The sequence below is a fragment of the Paenibacillus paludis genome, assembly GCF_042610515.1.
GTDB lineage: Bacteria > Bacillota > Bacilli > Paenibacillales > Paenibacillaceae > Paenibacillus_AQ.
The window spans coordinates 252577-273127 of record NZ_JBGJZP010000001.1; the positions used below are offsets into that span (position 1 = coordinate 252577).

A 20551-nucleotide genomic window follows, 5' to 3' on the forward strand; every position below is an offset into this window, starting at 1 on the left:
ATGACGCATTTCTATAGTCCAGTATCTTACTATGATTCGAGGGAGGACTGCAAATGCTCAGGAAAAGATTCAGATATCTGCTACTATGTCTCGCAGTGCTGCTGATGCTGCCGCAATGGAGCGGAGCGGCTGCGGCGGCAGAGTCGACGCCAGATACGCCAGATTCGGCGTCGGTGCAGGGGGGGAAGAACGTGTCAGATTTCTACAATGTTATCATGCAGGCAGGAGCCGATCCTTGGGTTTACAAGCACACGGACGGCTATTATTACAACGTATTTGTCAACGCCAGCGGCATCATGATCCGCAGAGCGAAGACCATCACAGGCATTGATGCGGGCGAGAGGAGCCTGGCCTGGACACCGGTTAAGGGTACCATGTACAGTTCCAATGTTTGGGCGCCAGAAATGCACTATCTCAAAGATACCGATGGCAAATACAAATGGTATATCTACTTCGCGGCTGACAACGGAACCAACGCAAACCACCGTATGTACGTGCTGGAGAACGCCAGTGATAATCCGATGACCGGAACCTGGGAGTTCAAAGGGAAGATTACCGATTCTACCGACCGTTGGGCGATCGACGGCACTGTGCTGACTGTAAATGAGAAACACTATTTCATCTGGTCCGGCTGGGAGGAGACGGACGGAAGCTTCCAAAATTTATATATTGCAAAGATGAGCAGTCCTCGGACCATTAGTTCGGAACGGGTATTAATTTCGACGCCTGACCATGATTGGGAAACGTCTCCGGGCAGAATCAATGAAGGCCCCCAAATAACTATAAAGGGCGACACCATCAATCCGGTCTATTCAGCAAACGGAAGCTGGACAGACAGTTACTGCCTCGGGCTGATCACTGCCAAGATTGGCAACGATTTGATGAATACCAGCTCCTGGGTAAAACAGGCCAAACCGATCTTCTCCAGCGCCAATGGCGTTTATGGCCCGGGCCACCACAGCATCGTCACGTCTCCTGACGGTGCGGAGGACTGGATCATCTACCATGCCGCCCGCTGGCCGGGATCAGGATGGACCCGCAATGTCCGCACGCAGAAATTCACCTGGAACGAAGACAATACGCCGAACCTGGGAGAACCCGTCGATCCGAACAGACCGATTGTGAGGCCTTCGGGCGAGCCGGTGCGGAAGCGCTATGAAGCGGAAAACGCGTTACTGGTGAAAGATCCGAGTGGCGAAACTTCACCCGGTGTCTGGCGAGAAAGCACCGCTTCTGGCGGGATGAAGATCGCAAACATCAAGAACGCCAATGATTATGCACAGTTTACAGTTAACGTGCCGAAGGCGGGATTTTATGCGCTGTCCGTGCGCAATGCCAACGGCTCACCTAATGCGGCGGATGCCTCTCATTTCTTGTCGGTCAACGGCAGTTCCGGCGCCAATTTGAACATTGTCTATTCCGGTTCGAATCGTTGGGGAGCCTCCACGGCGAAAGTCTATCTTAAGAAAGGCGACAACATCATCCGCTTCTCGAAGGGTAACAACCTTGCCGAAATCGACAGTATGGATATATTCAAGCTTGATACGTCGGAAATTTTATTCGAATCTCCGGGGTACACGCTGGGGTTGGGTGAAACCCGCAGTTTCCCCCTGTATATGGTAACAGGCACTACTTATGCCCCTCTTAACACAGGAGTTTTCTTCAGTTCTTCCAACACCAGGGTCGCCGTTATTGACGGAGGGGTTAGGGTTAAGGCTGTCGAGGCGGGTAGTACCACTATCACCGCGACATATAACGGGAAAACGACCACGGCCACGGTTACCGTTGCTGCTGAGCCTAAATCTGTACAGTCCGTTGTCATCAGCGGATTGGACAACATCCTGACCAGCGGGAAGACTAGCCGGCCATTGCAGGTAACAGCACGCTATAACAACTATGAAGTTCAGAATGTGACAGATGATGCTCAGTATACCAGCAGCGATCCCGAGGTCGCCAGGATTGATTCTGATTCGGTCACCCAATCGGTATATGCGGTTAAACCGGGCAAAGCTCTTATTACAGCCGAATACAGCGGCAAGAAAGCGACACTCAACTTGACGGTAATTGCAGCTTCTGACGCGATTCAGGTTGTTTCATTAGTGAAGACTCCTTCTGGAGTGACCCCTAAGCTGCCCAGCGTTGTTGATGTTATCTACAATAGCGAGTCGAAGAAGGCAGAAGTCGTCAGCTGGGAGCTGGAGGGACTTGACTTCAACTCTCTTGGCACTGTCCAGGTGCCTGTCACCCTGAAACTGGGGGGGCGTAATATTTCTTCCACCGTTTCCGTAAAAGTTATTCCGGGATGGGGCCTTGATGAAATTGTGAATCAGCTCCGCAACAAGCTAGCCAATTTCTCCTATCCTTTGGGCAACGGTGTGGGCAACTATAGTCAATCCAAGTATAATGCCCTCCTGGCTGCGCTGGACCATGCGGATGAGTTGTCCACAGGCGGAAATATGACTGAAGAGCAGTTTAACCTGGCGCGGAATTCCCTTGCTGAAGCGGAAGCAGCTCTATCAGCATCACTCAACCTTACACAGGATGGCGTGACTTATAATGTTTACCGGGATTTCGAGAATGACACAACGGGTAAACAGCCTTTCGGAATTGAAGCCACCCGAATCCAGAGTGGCGGTGCAGCGCAGATCGTGGAAGAATCCGGGAATACGTTTTTGCGGCTTAGTACTGGACCCACGAAAGGATATGTAAATATGTTCCTTCCATATATAGGTCAGGTATCTGCGACCGGCGACCAAAGAGTCGTTGTAGAGTATTCCGCACGCTTTCAAACGGGTCTTCAGTATGCGAATGCTTTCCAGCCGAAAAACCAAGCAGGCGCCTACGCAATGACAGTAGCCTTTGAGAACGCCGGCAATGATCCATGGATTAAAGTGGCTGAATCATCCGTTAGGAAAAATGTGAAACCTTTCAGCTACGATACTTGGTATCATTTCAAAATCATTGCTGATATGGATGCGCAGACTTACAGCGTTTATATGGGGGATGAGGTCATTGCGGAGAACTTTGCATTCCGTACGGAGGGCAGTACTGTACTAACGGGACATGTCTTCGGCATCGACGGCTTCCCCAATGGGCAGGTGGATTTCGATAATATCCAAGTCAAGATTGCATCGGTGGCGGAAAAAGCCGAACAGGATGCGCCTTTGGGGCTTGGGCACCAAAAGGTTAGTTTCATTACAGGGACTGTCAACGGTACGATCGGTATTATAAACCAGCGGGAATCATGGAGGGATGGATATGTCGAATCCGACATATGAAAAATTTGAGCCTTTAAGGAATGCGAAACTTGTTTTGGGGTATCTGACATCCATGGTGGATGAGAAGGCGGACAACCTTCCGTATTGGCTTGTGCTGCCGCATAAAAATCCTGCTGAAGCAGCTCACTGCCGGGTAGACGATGCGGAGCTGGTTGGCTCCTGGTATGAAGCCATTGACGCCGTCCGGAAAATGCTGAAGACGGAAGAAGGCGCCCAGGTTCAGTTATCCTTTTACCGCCATCTCATGAAGTCTTGGGGAGAGCATGGGCTGCGCTTTCATGAGCCATACCCCTGGACCCATACGAATCATAGCTCCTTTCATGAAATGGGCTATATCCTTCCGGCGCTTAACAGGATGCTGGAGAACAACCCAGGGGATCAGGAGCCGGAGAAGAGGGCTTCTGAGCTTGTAAGAGGGCTCCGCTCACTTGTAATCGAAAGAAAGGTCAGAACCTTCTGGTCAGGAGATTTTGAGGAAAAGGAGCCGGTTTATGAATTCCCCAATGACGTGTATTTGAAAGACGGCGGGTTCGATCTGTCAAGGCACACCGGGCGGGGGGAGCAGGGGATCCGCAATGCAATTGTGCTTCACTCACTGGTGCGCAGATATGAAATCGCCGGTGACGAGGTTGCGCTTGATTTGGCTACTGGCATTGCCAACCACCTCTTAGGACCCTCGCGCTATTTTAATTACAAAATGGAGTTTTTCGGCCATGTCCATTCGGCAGGATGGGTTGCCTCTGGACTAGTCCGGCTTGGCCGCATCACCGGCAACCAACGCTACATTGCCGCAGGCAAAGGGATATATGACTATATCCGTTCCCTGTCCTCCTCCTTCGGCTGGGTACCCGAATATGCCCAATGGCATCCGCTGCATGAGGAGCACTGTGAAACCTGCTGCATTAAGGATATGATCGAATGCGCTAATGAATTGATTCTGGCCGGGTACGAGGAATATTGGGAGGATATGACCCTGTTTGCGCGGAACCAGCTGGTGGAAAATCAGTTGAAGGTGTCTTCCTATGTAGTTACAGACAATACCCGGCCTGACGCAGAGGGGATTAGCTACAGGGAGATTGACAAGAGAATGATTGGCGGCTTCACCGGAGGCTCCCTCGTCAATTCCATTTCGTTGTCCAAGTTCCGCTCCATTGCAGGCTGCTGCGTCGGCATGGCTCCGGTGGCCCTGGAAATTGTATGGAACCGGTCGGTGGAATTCCGCGATGGGAGGGTGCTCGTCAATATCCCTGTTGATAAGGAAACTGAGGAAGCCACGGTGTGCATGAATTATCCCGAAACAGGCTATATTTCCATCACGCCCAAGCGGCGGTGTGATGTTGCGGTACGGGTTTACGACTGGATGGGTCAGGATCTGGGCGGGAGGATTAATGGAATAGCCTGCGCATCCTCAAGGGAGGGCAATCTGGTGATATTCCGCAACGTAGCGGCAGGGGACCTTGTGGAGCTGGAGCATCCTTTGGAGACGGCGGTGGTGAAAGAAACGGTGCGGGGCGAGGAATATTCGGTATCATGGAGAGGCTGTGATGTCATCGATATTTTTCCGCGCGGAGAGCACTTGAGACTGTACCAGCGGAATTTACACATACCGAAATACTATCCGTCCGCGGAAGATGTTCATTTCACCGGGGCCGTCAATTATGGTCCTACCCAGCAGGCGCAAGGGGAAAAAGTAACGGCAGACACACCCATTACAGGACAATAATCAAGCAGTAATAAATCCTAAAAGAATGAAGCACACCGGAATCGGTGTGCTTTTTGCGCATTGCAATGCATGGAAGCAGCTTTACAGGGCTGCTTCCATGCTGGGTCACTCATAGAGTGTGGACCAACTCAGTGCTGACGCGGATTTTCTGTTTTAAGAGATCAAGTATTTTTCCTTTTGAACGGTTATGTTGCTGAACACCATGTTGCCATTCCCATATTTGCAAGTATGGAATTTGACCAAAATCTAAATAACAAGATACACCGTACGATAAACCTTGATAATATCAGGATTTCATTATAGTTTAGGAACCTTGTTACTCTCTAAGTATTGAATAAAAAAACCTTCCAAAGGCAAAATAAAAGATGAACTTAGGAGGGGTGCTCATGACATTGATGGAGAAGGTTCTTACAACGGATCTTGAGGATAGTGAGGCAATTCTGCGGGAGCTTCTCCATAATTCATCTGACGTAATGTTTCGGAAGCTGCATACAGATGGTCAAACCCTTCTGTTCATTTACGTGGAAGGATTATGTGATACTAATTTAGTGGAACAAATCATTCTTAAACCATTTTTATACCGAGGATTTTCGGGTGATAACTGTGAAGGGCCTCCGTTTACACACACGCTTAGACAACTGATGCTTCCGGTGCTTAATAAATCCTCGGCAACAAAAGCCGGAGAAGTTGTCAAGGGCGTTTTGGCAGGATACGTGGCTCTCCTTGCCGAAGGAGAATCCGAGGCCCAGATAGCAGACTTCCAGCACTATCAGCAGCGTAATGTTGAAGAGCCCTCGACTGAACCCGTCGTTAGGGGTCCTAGAGATGGCTTTACTGAGTCTCTTCGAGTAAATACGAGTTTGATCCGTAGGCGGCTCTGCACCCACGAATTGGTCAACAAATCGTTCCAGCTCGGAGAAAAAACCGGAACAAAAGTAGAAATTCTCTACTTAGAAGGGGTCGCTAAAGCTTCCATCGTGGAAGAAGTAACTCGACGCATCGGTGAAATCCGAATAGACGGAATATTAGAATCGGGATATATTGAGGAAATGATCGAAGATACTCCTTACTCACCCTTTCCTCAAATTCAGAATACAGAGCGACCTGATGTTGTTTGTGCTGCATTGTTGGAAGGCAAAGTGGCAATTGTCACGGCAAATACTCCTTTTGTGCTCATCGTTCCCATGACGTTCTGGTCCGGCCTTCAAGCATCAGAAGATTATTACGAAAGATCCATTTTCACAACACTTGTAAGGTGGGTTAGGTACTTCATGTTCCTGATCGCCCTGCTGCTTCCGTCAGTTTATGTGGCTTTAACTACTTTTCATCCGCAGATTCTTCCGACAGTCCTTCTAATCAGCATCGCAGCAGCAAGAGAAGGTGTCCCCTTTCCTGCCGTCATGGAAGCCTTCCTGATGGAATTTATGTTCGAGGCACTTCGCGAAGCGGGCGTCCGACTCCCGAAGACAATCGGTTCAGCCGTTAGTATTGTGGGAGCACTGGTTATCGGACAATCAGCTGTAGAAGCTGGCATCATCTCAGCTCCCATGGTCATCATCGTGGCAACGACGGGGGTCGCTTCCTTCGGAATACCCCGCTACAATCTCGGCACTGCTTTGCGTGTTCTACGTTTTCCCATGTTGTTGCTAGCTGGATTTATAGGAATTTACGGTATCTTAATCGGTATTACGGCGATCCTTATCCATCTGTCATGTTTGCGTTCATTCGGTGTTCCTTACCTCACACCCGTATCATCCGAAACGACAGGCTATGTTAAAGACCTCATCTTTCGCGCTCCTAGATGGAGCTTACGTTATCGTCCTAAAAACACGACAGGGAGTAAAGGTAACCGAATTTCATGATAAGCTCCTGTCTTTATTTCAAAGGAAGGTGACAGCTCATGTATCTAAAATTGGGGATTATCCTGCTACTGATTCTATCGCTCACAACGGCATGCTGGGACCAGAAGGAGCTTAGCAACCGGTCCCTCTGGATCGCCTCTGGGTTCGACAGGAACGAGAGAGGGGATATCGTCTTGAGTGGCCAAGTTTTGATACCGGGTCAACAGGGTGAAACCGGAGGGAAAGGGGGTTCCTCTGGCAAGGGTATAGGTAATTTCGTTGTTTCGGGAAAGGGGGAGAGTGTCAGTCAGGCAGCAGCCGATTTACAAGCAAGTCTTTCCCGAGAAGTATTTCCCAGCCACCGCAGGGTAGTTTTTGTAGGAGAACACTTCGCGAAGGACGGGATCGCCGACATCCTGGATGAACATTCCCGGAATCCGAAGGTCAGGTTGCGGTCCGATATCTTTGTCGTGAAAGGTGGTACCGCCCTTGAACTGCTCAAATCTTCGTATCCCTTAGAGAAGATACCCGCGATTGGCGCTTACAAAGAACTGGAATATACAAGTGGCCTGAAACAGGCGACATTAATGAGATTTTTAAGAGCAGCTAGCAGCGATGGTGTTAGCCCGACCTTACCCGTAATTTCTTTAGATCGGAAAGGTGACGAGAATCAGGAAGTGAAACAGCAAGAAATTTTTCGGATGAATGGCATAGCCATTTTTGATAAAGAAAAGTTGAATTTAAAAGGTTATATCAGCCAAATGGAAGCATTGAATGTGAATTGGATTACAGGTGTGCTAAACAGCACAACAGTAACAACTCTCGTGCCTAAAAATCAAGGGAGAGTCAGCCTACACCTATCCCGGATGGGACGAAAAATTTGGTCAGAATACAAAAGAGATAAGCTTGTCATTCATGTTCAGTTGATCGGCAAAGGATTAATTAGGGAGAACCAAGGCCGGTTGGATCTTCGTAATCCTGCCAATGTCAAATTGGTCAAGCAAGCTCTAGAAATTGAAGCAGCAAAGAGAGTTAAAGAAACCATCTTTAAAATTCAGAAGACTTTCCATGAGGATATCTTCGGGTTTGGTGAGGTACTTCACCAAAGAAGTCCGTCGTATTGGAAGAAATTAAAAAATAACTGGAATTTTTATTTTACTGAGGCAGAATTCGATGTGAAAGCTGATTTGACGGTAACCCAAATAGGGCTGACGGGACCTGCCCTGCATTTACAGGAGGAGGAAACGATACCGTGAACACGACTAAAATTTCTAACATTCAAGTGTTTTGGATAACGTTTTCGATGGAGAGTGCAATAACATTATTCTTGACCCAATCGCTTGTCATTCAGATGACGAAGCAGGATGCTTGGATTTCTTTCCTAATCGGGGGTGTTATCGCCTGCGGGATCACTCTCCTGTGCAGGGCCTTGTCCCTTCTGTACCCCGAACAGACACTCGGCGAATTCAGTGAAAGAATTTTAGGCCGCTGGCTTGGGAAAATAATAATTACTCCCTTTTTTATAGTGTGGATAATCACTTCGGGAACGCTTCTTCGCCAATTTTCGGATTTCTTCCAAATGATCTTGTTTGACCGAACCCCTTCAAGCGTGCTGATGTTACTCATGATGGTAATCGTAGTAAGCTTGGTCTGGGCTGGAGGAATCGAGGCGATTGGGCGGTGCAGCCAAATGATGGGGCCCTTAATTTTGGTGATTGTCATTGTGGTCACTTTCTTGAGCTTTAACAATTATGAATTCGCGCAAATTCTTCCTGTTTTCTCGGAATCAGGTGTAGGAACGATTATGCGAGGAAGTCTAGCGCCCGCCTCGGTGCTGGGAGACACCGTTTTCCTGTTGATGGTGACAAAATTCATGAAGAACCCCCGTCAGGGAACGAAATTTGCTGTTTGGGGCGTCGCGGCCGTTTCAATCATATCCTCTATAATGACCTTGACTGCTCTATCAATTTTCGGTTCAGCGTTAGCGGCAAAGATGCTGATTCCAACATTTGAGTTGATGCGATTCGTCTCCCTTATGGAGTTCATACAGAATATCGAAATTTTTTCGTCGGTTTTATGGTTCTTCAGTGTGTTTATCAAATTGAGCTTATATTTATTTATAACATGCTATGGAATGTCCCAATGGTTAGGATTAAAACGTTGGACCAATTCAATCTGGTTGATTGCACCGGCAGTGTATCTTATAGCATGGAAGAGTCCCCAAGCTGTTCTGTACAATTCCCAAATCCAGCTTTATCTGGGCGTTCGTTACGTAATGCCGTTTGAGCTGATTGGGATCCCATTCCTGCTGTGGATGGTTGGCACTATTCGTAAACGACGATCACGTCAGTAAATACATTTAAAAGCGCTCAGTGATCAAATCACCCGAAATACTTACAGCTTTTGAGCTTGAGCTCTCCGAGGAGAAACAAGGGGGGGATAGTTTGAGAAAATCTCTATTTTTGATAATTCCGCTTTGGCTGGCAAGTACTTTTTTTGCAATTTGGCCAATTCAGGCGGATTGGGCATATAATTTTGTTGTAAACGACGGTAAATCCTATATCATTTCTGACAATCGAGTGGAAAAGGAACAAATCGGTTCAATAATAGGCAAAGTTACATCATTTTCAGACAAGGAAGGCACATACTCAGGTAATTTTTCGAATCACTATCCGAAGGGCACTGAATATTACAATATCAAAGACGTGGACAAAAATGAGGCTATTGCGATTAAGATAAATGATGGGTCATTCATTAAAGCTAATTATGAGGGTGAATATGCCGGTTCCAGATTTGATTGGGGAAAAGTTGTATGGTATACCGCCGGCTTATTCTTGCTAGTCCTTGTCATTGTCATTGTGAAAAATAATCGGAAACGAAGCTAAGACTAAAAAGAAGGATCATTAAGATAACGGGAAACGTTAGTTAAATAAAACAGCGGCAGTCTAGGACTGGTTTTCTCGTCCTTTTACTGTCGCTGTTTCGGCTTCTGGTGTCAGTCTAATTATTCATTGGTGGCATCGCTAGGATTCAATCGGAATAGGCAACGGGCATCCTGGTAGGTTGTGCTTTAGCAGGGATGCGCAGACTCGTCGCCATAACAACCGGGATACCCGGCCATGCCTGCGTACAACCAATTGTGAATTGAGGTACCGAATGACCGGACAGGTGATGGAAATATGAAACATTCACCACATATAGAGCTCACTGAGCTTAATAAAAGTGGCAGCTTCCGGCAGTGTGCAGCAGCTTGAACAAGCGGCGGCTTTGTAGTCTGGGGCGATAGTATAGGTCTGTAAGTACATTGATTCCGCTTGTGTGATCAGACTAAAGCTGCCATCTTCACGCTGTTGTACCGTAAATGAATCAAGCGGCCGGGACAGCCCCGTGCCAATCGCCTTGATATAGCTTTCCTTTAATGTCCACAAGTCATAAAAAAAATCCTGCCGCTCCCCGGCAGACTTGCCTTGTAACGCCGCTCGCTCCTCCACAGAAAAAAAACGCTCTGCTATTTGAATATCTATGGGCCGTATCTGCTCAATATCTACTCCGAGTGAACCCTCATTCGTTCCCCAGATCATCAGCACCCAATCTCCTGAATGAGACACATTATACTCAAAATCAGGCAGCCCAGACACCCCCGGTTTGCCGAATGGATTCTCCTCGAACTGAATATTGCCATTCCGTTGACCGAGCTGGCTGCAGAGGATGTACCGCACCAGTATCTCGCCAAATAAAGACCGATATGCATCTTCCTTATGGAAAAACCGGGCGAGACGTGCGCGCCGGGCTTCCGATACCTGTGCTGCAAAATAAGCATAGCTCTCCAGACTTAGCTGCTCCGTGAGCTTAAAAGCAAGAATTTTGGACATAAACAACACCTGTCTTAGGAGATTTTATTTTGTTTTCGTTATTGTGAATATTGTGAAATATGAAGTCCGTTCTCTAAACAGGACAGCTATACGATTCTAGCATATTTATCTGAACTCACTCCATATCTAAATTGGTACTAATAGCTCTTTCCGAAATTTGCACATTATTGAACTACTGGCATTTTACGACATAATAGGACGTCGAATGCTGCAGATATATACACCATTCCATTAACTTACTTAAAATTATATTAATTATCTTTATTGTTATATAGTCCTAAAGAATGGTATTTATTTAAATATTTTCATAGTATAGTTGGTATTATCAAGACATCGTCAAAATCAGTTTTAATACTACAATAATATTGAATGAAAGCAATATTACGGGAGTGATATCATGTCATTGGAGAATGAATGTGAAGATAATAAGGCGGATATTGCCATTATTGGCCTCTCCATCCGTCTGCCTGGCATTGATACCGTTTCACAGTTTTGGGAAGCAATCCTGGGTGGAGAAGAGGTGGTTGCTAACACATCCCCGCAGGATAAAGCAGAAGTTGCTTCTGCGGAGGGAAGGCCAAACTTTATTCGCACAAACACCAACATTCGGAACATTGAGAATTTTGATGCTGCTTTCTTTAATTTCAACATAAGAGAGGCGTCCTTGATGGACCCGCAGCATCGTCTGCTTCTGGAGATGGCTTGGGAAGCGCTGGAGGCAGCCGGATATGATCCGGGAACTTATGACGGTCTTATCGGGATGTATGCGGGCGTGTACGCGAACTATTATCAAATGTTCAACCTTATGCCGCTTCTCAATGGCAACAGAGCAGCCTCCGAACTCCAAATGCAGATTGCAAGTGAGAAAGACCATGCAGCGACGATGGCCGCTTACAAGCTAGGCCTTACCGGACCAGTGCTGAATGTTCAGTCTGCCTGTTCCAGCTCGCTGGTTGCTGTACATCTGGCTTGCGAGAGTCTGCTCACTTACTCCAGTGACATGATGGTATGTGGAGGTGCAACACTCGGCATTCCCCAAGCCAACGGCTATTACTATCAAGACAACGGGTTGTTGTCCGCTGATGGGCATCTCCGGGCGTTCGATAAGCAGGCTACTGGAACCTTGTACAGCGATGGGGCAGGTTGCGTCGTACTGAAAAGATATAGTGATGCCCTTGAGGATGGCGACACCATTCATGCTGTTATTAAAGGTTCTGCCGTCAATAATGACGGAGCCCTCAAAGCCGGATATACAGCTCCCGCAGTCAAAGGTCAGATTCAGGTTATTGAACGCGCACAGATGAACGCAGACGTAAGCGCCGAGGACATCTGTTACATAGAAGCTCATGGTACCGGCACTCCTCTAGGAGATGCGATTGAGCTTGAGGCACTGCATGAGGTATTTGCCAGACATACTGAAAAAAACGCTTTTTGTGCTTTGGGTTCGGTCAAATCTAACGTCGGTCATACGGGGCCATCCGCAGGTATTGTTGGGTTAATCAAAGCAGTCATGGCCCTGCGAGAGAGGATACTGCCACCCGCTATTCATGCAGATACACCACACGACAGATTAATGACGGGCCAGAGCCCGTTTTATCTGAATCCTGTTCCGCTGGAGTGGAGCAGCCCCAATCAGCGGCGTCTGGCTGGGGTCAGCTCCTTTGGGCTTGGAGGCACCAATGCACATGTTATCCTGCAAGAAGCGCCCGTGTTGCCAAAGGAACCTTCCTTACGGCGCAGCAAATTGTTCGTCCTCTCCGCCAAAAGTGCAGAAGCGCTCAAGAGGCAAAAGCAATCCTTGCAGCAATTTCTAAGCTCTGCTTCAGAAGAACAGTTAGCGGATGCAGCCTATACACTGCAAACCGGACGGAAGCTGTTTGAGCACCGGGCAATTTGGCTATACGGCTGCGGAGGTGAGACGCAATGGATGGAACGGGAGACTAGCAGGAAGGATAACCCCGATCTTGCGGGCATGCCCTTGTTCCACTTCCCGGACCTATCCAATTTCGAGGCTCCTGAGCTTGGGGATTGGATCGCTGAGGAAACGGTATTCTACAACAACTTCGTGCAGGGTAAGAAGCTGGCAGAGGAATGGTTCGGTAAGGGAGATTCGGCATTGCAGGAACAAGCCACATACGCATTAATCGTGCAGATCTCCTTGTTCAAACTCTGGGAGAGCTGGGGAATCCATCCCTCGGGCTGCCAAGGTACGGGCAGCGGCTTATTTGCCGCCGCTTATGCCTGTGGCCTCCTGACTCATGCGGATGCTTTGTATCTGGGCAGCTCCTTTACAGCCGCACTCGCAACTTCGGGTGAGGCGCGGGGTACTTTTGTCCGAAGCTACCGGCAACGTGTCTCCAGTCTGAAAACGGGGCCGATGAAGGTTCCACTTGCAGCACCGCCGGGGAGGGACCCGATGACTCATACGGAGTGGAGCAGCAGCGATTTTTGGACAGCATATCTGGCGGATGCCCTGGAAAACGGAGCCTCATTACAGACCAGCAGTAAGAATGAAATAGATCGGCTGGTGCTTGATATGAATCTCGGTGAACCTTCGGAAAGTCATGGAGTGACAGAATGGAAGAGTATTTTCCTTCTTCTCGGCAAAGTCTGGATGGAAGGCTGCCCCGTCAATTGGAAGGCATATTATCAAGGGGAACGCCGCCGCCGCATTGAATTGCCTGCCTATCCATTTGAAAGAACACGCTGCTGGGTGGAGCGTGATGATTCTGCACTTGATACTACCGGACCGCTTCAGCCCATTTCGGAACCCGTCAACTTGCGGCCAGAGCAGTTGGATGGATACATCGCACCAAGAACAGAGGTTGAACGGGACCTGGTTGCAGCTTGGGAGCTGTATCTGGGGGTGGCCCCGATCGGAATCAACGACAATTATTATGAACTGGGAGGCAACTCGCTGCTGGCAGCTTCCTTGCATGCACATATATGTGAACAGTTTTGCGTGACGCTTAGACTTGAAGTTTTTTTGGAGCAGCAGACGATAGCCCGATTAGCCGAATCCATTGAATCCTGGAGACTGAATTCTATATCTGCGAAAGGCGGACACTGATATGGATCTTGTGAATAAGGCATTGCATCGTTTAAGCCATCCCCAAAAGAGAATTTGGTATACCGAATGCCTTCATCCCCAGACAGCCGTACATCATATTGGTGGCTGTGTGCGTATTCACGGAACGCTCGACTTCCCCCGTTTGGAAACTTCGATCCAGAATGTGATTCAATCTCATGATGGCCTGCGCCTGCGTTTGCGGGCACAAGACGGAGAACCGCAACAATATGTAGCGGATACTACTTCGCTACAGCCGTTGCCCCGCTACGACTTCAGCTCATATGCCAATCCCCAGACGGCTTATGAGAGGTGGGTGAAGGCAGAGGCGGCAAAACGATTTGAACTTTTCGATTCTCCTTTATACCACATCGCTACCTTCAAGGTGGGGGAGCAGGATAATGGTTTTCTCCTGAAAGCCCATCATATCATCTGCGACGGCTGGTCAATGGACCTGCTGACCAGACAAATTCTCGGACATTATGAATCGCTGGGCAGGGAAGACATCTCTGACTGTGCGGTGTCCGAACCCTCCTATTTGACTTATCTTGATCTCGAAAGTCAATACCTGAGCTCTCAGCGCTGTCAGAGCAACAAACAATTCTGGGAGAACAAATTTGACATTCTTCCCGAACCTCTGTTTGACAAAACTGCCACTGCTCCGGCCGGCAGCCGCTATACCCGCCTGCTCGACAAGCAGGCCACCGAGCAGATTACCCGTGTTCTGCCAGAGCTTAATGTGTCATTGCCCCTATTTTTATCTGCCGCATTCGGGTTGGTATTAGGCAGGTATTACCAGAGAGAAGATCTAATCCTGTCCATACCCGTGTCCAACCGCTCTGCACACACCAAGGCAACGGTTGGCATGTTCACTGGCAATCTGCCGCTGTCACTGCATCTTAAGGAAGGCCTGTCCATACGTACATTTTTACAGCGGGTACGCCGTGAATATTCACGTAATCTCGCTAATCACAAGTATCCGTTCGATCTCCTTGCAAAACATCTTCAGTTGCGAAAAAAAGGGCATGGCAGCTTATACCAGGCCGCTGTGAATTATTATAATACCCACCTGCTGACAACCGTGGACAGCATGATGATTAGCAATGAGGAGTTCTACTCCGGCGAGCAGGCTTATCCCGTACAGTTGATGATCAAGGACTGGTCCGAGGATGGCACGTTATTGTTCACTCTGGACTACCAGACTCAGATCATTGGCAAGGAAGAGGCAGAGTCGCTGGTGGAATGTCTCCTGCATGTGTTGAACCAGATGGTGCATACTCCAGACCTCCCATTGAAGGAACTGACGCTGTCTACCGAAAGACAATTGGAACAAACTTTGATTCATTACAACCAGCATTCAATCCATAACTATCCACTTGAAAAGACGGTTATGGATCTATACGCAGATCAGGTTCGGCTCCATCCGAATCGGATTGCCGTGAGCTGTGCAGATGAGAAGCTGACCTTTGCAGAATTGGCGCAGCAGGTCAATTGCCTTGCGGCAGCCCTGACCGTAGAATTTCCGCAAGTGTCAGGCGTTATAGGCGTACGGATGCATCATTCTCCCGAACTGATCATTGCAATTCTAGCGATTCTTCAGTGCGGTGCGGCTTTTCTGCCGCTTGACCCCGGAGTTCCGGCCGCCAGAGCGGAGTATACACTCCGAGACTCGGGAGCAATCTGCCTGTTGACCGATCTGCCAGAGGAACCGGCTTTCGTCTGGCCTATTCCAACGCGCAATCCCCGGCATCTGCTCCGGCATAGACCGTTGTCTGCGGGGGAACAGCAGAGGCCAAGGCCTGAAAAAACGGCTTACATCCTATATACCTCGGGATCTACAGGAGCGCCCAAAGGGGTTAAAGTTCTTCATTCTAACCTGGCCAACTATATCACTTGGGCAGCAGCAGAATACTTGACCTCGGAACACGAAGTGTTCGCCTTTTATTCCTCAATCGCCTTTGATCTGACGCTGACATCCTTGTTCGTACCGCTGGTCAGCGGCACCCAGTTGAGGATATACCCCTCCAGCGGCGAGGACTATACCTTGAGCCGGATTCTGAGCGAGAACAGAGCTACAGTAATCAAGCTTACCCCTTCCCATCTTGCGCTTATGGGGGAAGAACGGAGGCCGGATGCTGCCTTGCGGACACTGATTGTAGGCGGGGAGAGTCTCAAAACCGGCCTTGCAGCAGCCGTTCAGCAAGCCTACGGGCCCAATCTGGCTATTTATAACGAATACGGGCCAACGGAAGCAACCGTAGGCTGTATGATTTACCGTTATGATTCCATAAAAGACAAGGGAGCGGCGGTTCCTATAGGAGTACCTGCTGCAAATGCGAAGCTATATATATTGGATAGGGATTTGCGGCCGCTGCCTCCAGGTGCGAGGGGAGAACTCTATATCTCCGGCCCCGGTGTTGCGGCTGGCTACGTCCATCAACCCGAGCTGACGGCGGAACGATTCTTGCCGGATTCAGTGAACAAGGGCAACCGGATGTATCGTACGGGGGATCTGGTCCGGTGGGGTGAAGGCGGAGTGATGGAATATATCGGCCGCTGCGATACCCAGCTTAAGGTTAGAGGCTACCGAATCGAGACGGAAGAGATTGAACATCACCTGCTGGAGATGGAGGGCATCCGTAATGCAGTTGTTTTGACGGAGGGTGAAGGCCCCGGTATGGAACTGGTCGCCTGTATTGTCGGAGGCTCGCTTACAGCGTTGGATATCCGCAGCCGTCTGGCAGGCATCCTGCCTGGATACATGGTTCCGGGACGCATCATTTTCAGGGCAGAGATTCCGCTTACTGCTAATGGGAAGGCCAATCGGAGGCAGCTTGCACAAGATTTAAATGCCGCCGCTGCAGAGGTCCAGGAGTACGAAGGAGGGACGCAGACTGAACGCCTTTTATCCGCACTACGGACCGTTCTAGACCGTAGGGAAATCAGCCTGGAGGACCGTTTTTTCAATCTGGGCGGGGATTCCATCAAAGCGATTCAGATTTCAAGCCTGCTCAAAAACCAAGGACTTCAACTCAGCGCGGCTGACATTCTGGATCATCCCCTCATAAGCGAAATGCTGCTGCATCTCACGGAAGATAAGGTGGTTCAGCCGCAGGGTCCGCCGGAGGGAATCGTCCCGTTGACACCGATCCTGTCGTGGTTTTTCTCCCGGGAGCTTAAGAATGAAGACTACTATCTGCAATCGATGCTGCTGGAGATCAGAGAAGATGTTGCCACGCATACCCTTGAAGACAGTTTAAGGCAATTGATCCGGCTGCATGACTCCTTGCGCTTGCATTATGACTCTGTACAGCAGCAGCTAGCCTATAACAATAACCTTTCTGTGTATGAGTTCCAGCTAAATGTACTTGATTTGACCGGATTCGATCCTAAACAACGCGCTCAAGAGTTACTGTCATATACCTCCGCACTGAAGGCAGGCATACGCCTTACTGAGCAGGAACATTTCCCCTTCCGCGCCTGTCTGATTATGGAGCCGGGACGTGCTAATCGTCTGCTGCTGGCGGCTCACCATGTCTGCATAGACGGTGTCTCATGGCGGATTATTATGGAGGATTTGGGACGATTGCTTCAGGGAGAACGCCAGTGTCTGCCCAAAACATCATCGTTCAAGCGCTGGGCCCTGGCGCTGAGCGAACGCACTGAACCGCTGGTCCAGCGGGAGCGGGAATATTGGAGCGGAAATTACAACCTCCCAGATGATCATTGGCTTTGTTTAGGGCAACCGGGTAGTGGACGCACGACACTTCGTACGCTGACGTTCGGCCCTACAGAAACGGGGCTATTGCTTGAACAGTGCCAGCAGATTAACGGTCTGCAGCCCCATGAGCTGCTGCAGACTGCGCTTGCCCTGGCACTTCATGATACCTGGGACTGGCAGACGCAGGTCATTTGGCTGGAAGGACATGGCCGGGAGCCCTTGTTCCCTGAAATTGATCTCTCGCGTACCACTGGCTGGTTCACCAGTCTGTATCCGGTCAGAATTACGGTTGAGGCAGGTACAGGTGTAATCGAGAAGAGGGATAACATTCTCCAACAGTTTAGGGCGGTGCCCCGCAAAGGGCTGGGATATGGCATTTTGGCTTATGGATTAGGGCAGATTACACCGGCTGTTCCCCGGATTTTGTTCAATTATCTCGGGGAATTTCAGGAGGATTACGGGAATGGGCTGTTGCGTGTTCTGAATGAGCCAACAGGACCGGATATGGCCGAAGACAATGCAACACCATTCGCACTGGAGATCAACGCTTATATTCTGAAGCGCAGACTGTATCTGGAGTTACGTTATCCCTCCAGTATGCCGGACAAGGTCATGGAGCAGTGGATGGAGCGGTATGAAGCCCTCTTTGTGGAACTTCTCACTCAACCGCCGGTTCAGAGGGAGCCAAACTGGACACCCGCCGATTTTGATGCGGTGGATATGACACAAGAGGAGTTGGATTCGTTATTCAAATAACAGGGGGGATGGCATGAACCGCTTGCTAATCAAAATGCTCTGTGCCTGTATTCTGCTTGGTATAACTGCGCTGCCGCCAGCTTCGGCAAATACTGCTGGTAGCGGGATTTCGGCTGAGTCCGTCGACGAATATGTGCTTAGGCTGATGGATCAGATGGATCTTCCCGGTGTCTCTGTAGCTGTGCTTCGCGGTGACAAGACTTATGTTAAGGGGTATGGCAAAGCTGACGCCAGCCGGAATATACCGGTAACCCCGGACACCTTGTTCGAACTTGGCTCCAACAGTAAAGCCTTCACCGGCGTCGGTCTGCTGCTGCTTGTCGAAAGAGGGCTTGTAGACCTGGAAGCGCCGGTAACCCGCTATCTGCCATGGTTAGCACTGCAAGCGAAGGGGGAGTCTGCGGAACCAACGGTCGGGCATTTCCTCCACCAGACCAGTGGACTGGGCAGTGATTCCGTTGCGCTGATTGATCCGTCCACCGAAGACAACGCACTCCAGAATACGGTGCGCGGACTAAGCGAAAACCCGCTCTGGTATAAACCGGGGACCCAATTTCTGTACTCCACCGGAAATTATGATGTACTTGGCGCGATTATTGAAGCTGTGAGCGGGATGTCCTATGAATCTTATATGTCCGCTGAAGTTTTGCAGCCTTTGGGTTTAGAGCAAACATCCGCAGGAAGAGCGATCTTGCAAGGTGGCAAGGAAATCTCCCAAGGATACAAGCCTGGACTTATCGGCAACAGAGAGTATCAAGCCCCCGTCTACCGCGGGAATACACCCGCAGGCTACATTTTGTCAAGCGCTAAGGATATGGCCAACTGGTTGAATCTGCATATGAACCCGGCAGCAGCGCCTTCAGAGCTTAGGGGGGCCATTGCCCGTGCGCAGATTCCCGATGAAACGGTCAAGGCAACAGAAACTCCTCCGTACACGACACCTTTTCATTATGGCGGTGGCTGGCTTGTATTTAACAAAGGAGATCATACCCTCTATTCACACGGGGGCAATAATCCAAATTTCTCTTCTTACGTCTTGTTTGATCCAGTAAAACAAATCGGAGTTGCTGTCCTGGGGAATCGGAATACGACGGCGACTTACGCCATCTGCGAGGGATTGTATGCCTTGCAGCAAGATCTGAAACCTGCCGCTGCACCAATGGATACTATGGACACGGCGAATCTCGCAGGACGGATCATTATCCTCATTTGTGCGGCTCTTTGTCTCTGGATGATCTACGTATGGGTCAAGGATCTGCGTTTGATCCGCAGTGGCAGACGGATGAGCAGGAGACCTTCTTTCGCCCTATACGTCAAGACATCCGGTTTTGTTATCCTAGCCGCTTTTATTGTGGGCTTAGCCTGGTATATACCCAAAATGCTTTTTTGGGGTTATCCTTGGAGATTTATTGTCGTCTGGGCACCGTTTACGATAGTCCCGGCTATGATTTTGATCGCAATCACAGGAACGATGTTCCCGGCCTTAAGACTGTTAAAAATGTGGTTCCCGCTACATCCAGAGGTGCAAACGGACCGCCGGACACAGCCGCAAGTGATTCAAGAGGAGGCTTCCTTATGACTATCAAGCTTTTTACAATTCCGTATTCCGGCAGCTCAGCAGCCATCTACCTGAAATGGAGGACTCTGCTGCCAGAAAATATCGAAGTGGTACCCCTTGAATTTCCAGGCAGAGGCAAACGGTTCGGGTCCAAGCTATGCGGCAGTATGGAGGAATTGATTGACGATCTTGTACAGCATATTGGCAGCCAGCTTCAGGGGAGTCCATATGCGCTGTACGGACACAGCCTGGGAGGACTGGCGGCTTATGAACTGAGTGTGCGGCTCCTGGAGAGCGGACAGGCGCTTCCGGTACATGTCTTCCTCTCTGGCTGTAATCCCCCGCACCTGCGTTATGGAGAGGAGCAACTGCATAAACTGCCGGACGAGCTATTCCTTCAAGAAATCATCAAGCTGGGCGGTACCGCTCAGGAACTGGTTAATCACTCGGAGCTAATGAGAGTTTTTCTGCCGATCATCAAAGCGGACTATAGAATCTACGAGTTATATGCCGGTAACGGCCGGTGCGTGAAGCTTCCGGTGGATTGCACGGTCATGCTCGGCACCGATGATCCCTTGATGCCTGCGGAGAACGGGATAGAGTGGGAGCAGTATATCAGCGGGAGCATGGTGATCAAAAATCTGCCCGGCGGCCACTTTTTCATTCATGACCGGCAGGATGATGTGATCGCCGCCATTCAGGATGCACTTGCCGTTCATAAGTGAGGAGGCCCAA

At 49.5% G+C, this 20551-nt stretch carries 11 protein-coding genes; 10 read left to right on the forward strand and 1 reads right to left on the reverse strand.

The window, feature by feature from the left end:
- Nucleotides 1-53: 53 nt before the first annotated feature.
- The 6 genes from ACAN56_RS01080 (at nucleotide 54) to ACAN56_RS01105 (ending at nucleotide 9727) form a co-directional block, all read left to right on the forward strand.
- On the forward strand, nucleotides 54-3278 hold the full coding sequence (locus ACAN56_RS01080; RefSeq protein WP_379139844.1) for a family 43 glycosylhydrolase: 3225 nt from the start codon (nucleotides 54-56) through the stop codon (nucleotides 3276-3278).
- A complete protein-coding gene (locus ACAN56_RS01085; protein ID WP_379139846.1) occupies nucleotides 3259-5001 on the forward strand; it encodes a glycoside hydrolase family protein in 1743 nt (580 codons plus the stop codon). The genes ACAN56_RS01080 and ACAN56_RS01085 overlap by 20 nt, the downstream gene beginning before the upstream one ends.
- Before the next feature lie 386 nt (nucleotides 5002-5387).
- Complete coding sequence (locus tag ACAN56_RS01090; protein WP_052092104.1) at nucleotides 5388-6863, forward strand: spore germination protein; 1476 nt, start codon at nucleotides 5388-5390, stop codon at nucleotides 6861-6863.
- Between the two features lie 38 nt (nucleotides 6864-6901).
- The gene (locus ACAN56_RS01095; RefSeq protein ID WP_379139849.1) at nucleotides 6902-8098 is read left to right on the forward strand and encodes a Ger(x)C family spore germination protein; all 1197 of its coding nucleotides are present in this window, start codon (nucleotides 6902-6904) and stop codon (nucleotides 8096-8098) included.
- On the forward strand, nucleotides 8095-9195 hold the full coding sequence (locus ACAN56_RS01100) for a GerAB/ArcD/ProY family transporter (protein ID WP_379139852.1): 1101 nt from the start codon (nucleotides 8095-8097) through the stop codon (nucleotides 9193-9195). Before ACAN56_RS01095 ends, ACAN56_RS01100 begins: the two co-directional genes overlap by 4 nt.
- Before the next feature lie 91 nt (nucleotides 9196-9286).
- Nucleotides 9287-9727 (forward strand): hypothetical protein, encoded by a 441-nt coding sequence (locus ACAN56_RS01105; RefSeq protein ID WP_379139854.1) that lies wholly within the window; start codon nucleotides 9287-9289, stop codon nucleotides 9725-9727.
- Nucleotides 9728-10030: 303 nt separating this feature from the next.
- Here ACAN56_RS01105 and ACAN56_RS01110 read toward each other — a convergent pair whose 3' ends face one another.
- Complete coding sequence (locus ACAN56_RS01110) at nucleotides 10031-10714, reverse strand: 4'-phosphopantetheinyl transferase family protein (RefSeq protein WP_379139856.1); 684 nt, start codon at nucleotides 10712-10714, stop codon at nucleotides 10031-10033.
- Between the two features lie 397 nt (nucleotides 10715-11111).
- Between ACAN56_RS01110 and ACAN56_RS01115 the strand changes: the two genes are divergently transcribed.
- Genes ACAN56_RS01115 through ACAN56_RS01130 form a run of 4 tightly spaced genes read left to right on the forward strand, consistent with a single transcriptional unit; the run spans nucleotide 11112 to nucleotide 20541 of the window.
- The gene (locus tag ACAN56_RS01115) at nucleotides 11112-13784 is read left to right on the forward strand and encodes a type I polyketide synthase (RefSeq protein WP_379139858.1); all 2673 of its coding nucleotides are present in this window, start codon (nucleotides 11112-11114) and stop codon (nucleotides 13782-13784) included.
- 1 nt (nucleotide 13785) lies between these two features.
- Nucleotides 13786-18258, forward strand: coding sequence for an amino acid adenylation domain-containing protein (locus ACAN56_RS01120; protein WP_379139860.1), 4473 nt, complete (start codon nucleotides 13786-13788; stop codon nucleotides 18256-18258).
- A gap of 13 nt (nucleotides 18259-18271) precedes the next feature.
- Nucleotides 18272-19837 carry a serine hydrolase domain-containing protein gene (locus ACAN56_RS01125; RefSeq protein ID WP_379139862.1) on the forward strand — a complete coding sequence of 522 codons (1566 nt, stop codon included), beginning with the start codon at nucleotides 18272-18274 and terminating at the stop codon, nucleotides 19835-19837.
- Nucleotides 19834-20541 carry a thioesterase II family protein gene (locus tag ACAN56_RS01130; protein WP_038592454.1) on the forward strand — a complete coding sequence of 236 codons (708 nt, stop codon included), beginning with the start codon at nucleotides 19834-19836 and terminating at the stop codon, nucleotides 20539-20541. Before ACAN56_RS01125 ends, ACAN56_RS01130 begins: the two co-directional genes overlap by 4 nt.
- Nucleotides 20542-20551: the final 10 nt, after the last annotated feature.

Excerpts from the sequence above, each read along its gene's own strand:
- ACAN56_RS01080 (WP_379139844.1), top strand. The coding sequence starts at position 54 with ATGCTCAGGAAAAGATTCAGATATCTGCTACTATGTCTCGCAGTGCTG.
- ACAN56_RS01085 (WP_379139846.1), top strand. The coding sequence starts at position 3,259 with ATGTCGAATCCGACATATGAAAAATTTGAGCCTTTAAGGAATGCGAAA.
- ACAN56_RS01090 (WP_052092104.1), top strand. The coding sequence starts at position 5,388 with ATGACATTGATGGAGAAGGTTCTTACAACGGATCTTGAGGATAGTGAG.
- ACAN56_RS01095 (WP_379139849.1), top strand. The coding sequence starts at position 6,902 with ATGTATCTAAAATTGGGGATTATCCTGCTACTGATTCTATCGCTCACA.
- ACAN56_RS01110 (WP_379139856.1), bottom strand. The coding sequence starts at position 10,714 with ATGTCCAAAATTCTTGCTTTTAAGCTCACGGAGCAGCTAAGTCTGGAG.
- ACAN56_RS01115 (WP_379139858.1), top strand. The coding sequence starts at position 11,112 with ATGTCATTGGAGAATGAATGTGAAGATAATAAGGCGGATATTGCCATT.
- ACAN56_RS01120 (WP_379139860.1), top strand. The coding sequence starts at position 13,786 with ATGGATCTTGTGAATAAGGCATTGCATCGTTTAAGCCATCCCCAAAAG.
- ACAN56_RS01125 (WP_379139862.1), top strand. The coding sequence starts at position 18,272 with ATGAACCGCTTGCTAATCAAAATGCTCTGTGCCTGTATTCTGCTTGGT.
- ACAN56_RS01130 (WP_038592454.1), top strand. The coding sequence starts at position 19,834 with ATGACTATCAAGCTTTTTACAATTCCGTATTCCGGCAGCTCAGCAGCC.